1 protein-coding gene is annotated in these 1,526 nt (G+C 67.6%); it reads right to left on the bottom strand.

The genetic code is table 11. The features are described 5' to 3' along the window. Positions 1-210: 210 nt before the first annotated feature. Complete coding sequence (locus tag LzC2_RS21410) at positions 211-912, bottom strand: response regulator (protein ID WP_171190053.1); 702 nt, start codon at positions 910-912, stop codon at positions 211-213. Between the last annotated feature and the right edge of the window lie 614 nt (positions 913-1,526).

Below are 1,526 nucleotides of genomic sequence, written 5' to 3' on the forward strand. Positions count from 1 at the left end.
CCTCACCCCCGACCCCTCTCCCCAAAAGGGGGCGAGGGGAGTACCGGTGAGGCGCGGCGGACTCTTCCCCCCTCTCCCCCAGGGAGAGGGGCTGGGGGTGAGGGTGAGCGAACGCTTTTCAGCAGACGTTCGCATCGCACAGCGGGCTGACGCCGGCCGCTCGCCGTTGGTTCTTGGTGACTTGGGCCTTGATGCTTCCGCGCAGCGGCCTCAGGTGTTCTCCAGCAGCCACTGCACCGCGTGGCGCGTCAGGGCGGTGCCGTTGGCGAGGGACAGCTTCGATTTGATGTTCTCGCGGTACGTCTCCACCGTCTTCGGGGAGAGGTCCAGCTTGGCGGCGATCTGACGGGTCGTCAGGCCCTGGCCGATCATCTCGAAGACCTCCAACTCCCGGTCGGAGAGGCTTTCGATCGGGCTTTTGTCCGCCGCGTCGTCGTCGTTGCTGACGAGGCGGTGCAGCATCTGGTCGCTCATCGCGGGCGACAGGTAGACCCGGCCGCTGAGCACCTGGCGGGCGGCGTCGACGATGTTGCCGGTCGCTTCCTGCTTGGAGATGAACCCCTTGGCGCCGGCCCGCAGCACGCGCTCCGCGAACAGGCTTTCGTCGTGCATGCTGCTGACCAGCATGTGCGTGTCCGGCTCGGAGGCGTGAATCTCCTTGATCAGTTCGATGCCGCTGCCGTCCTTCAGGCTCAGGTCGATGATGACCAGATCCGGGTGGACCTCCTTGAAGCGGGTGAAGGCCTCGGTGACGCCGTCGGCCTCGGCGACGACCTGCAGGTCCGGCTCGCGATCCAGCAACAACCGCAAGCCCTGACGGACGACGGGGTGATCGTCCACGATCATGACGGCCCGAGCGCCCCCGGACGCAGCCGCCGGCGGACCGCCGCTGTGAAAGGATCGGGATGTCATTGTGGAACCGGAGAGGAGCGTGTCGCCTGCGGGAGCAGGCGCCGGGGTCGAAACGGAAAGGATATAGCCTAAGGGCGTTTGCCGGCGAGAACAGTGTGGATGGACTACTGAGCCATCGGGAAGCCCCCCGGATGGCCGCTGCGCCCGAATGCGCGCACTGAACGGACTCTCCCGCTCCGCAAGCGCGGCGACAGCCTGTTCGCTTGGCGGTTCGGGAAGCCGGCGGCGTTTCAGGAACCAGCGGCGCTTTCAGAGGGTGACCGCCGAACGACCGGAGCGATCGACCGGCAGTCGGCCCCCCCCTCCGGTTCGAGGGGTTCCCGGGTCGTTGAGCCGGACAGACCGCCCGATTTCCAAGCCTGAGCGGTTCAAAAGGACTTGGCCGCCGACCGGCCCGTGATTTGCAGGCTAGGTTTGGTTCCTGCCCGGAGGGATTGCGACGTCCGCCTGCTCGATTGCTTCGGTGATCGAGGCGGCGTGTCGGATTCCGTCCTTCGGGCCTCGTCGCCCGCTGCCCTCGCCGGATGCCGTTCGCCCCGACAGCCGCCCCCCGCCCCAGCTGGATGCGCCCGGGTTCTGCCCGCTTGGCGCCCCCGAACCGGTTGGCTCCGTAT

The sequence above is a fragment of the Alienimonas chondri genome (assembly GCF_013036045.1).
In the GTDB taxonomy this organism is placed as follows: Bacteria; Planctomycetota; Planctomycetia; order Planctomycetales; family Planctomycetaceae; genus Alienimonas; species Alienimonas chondri.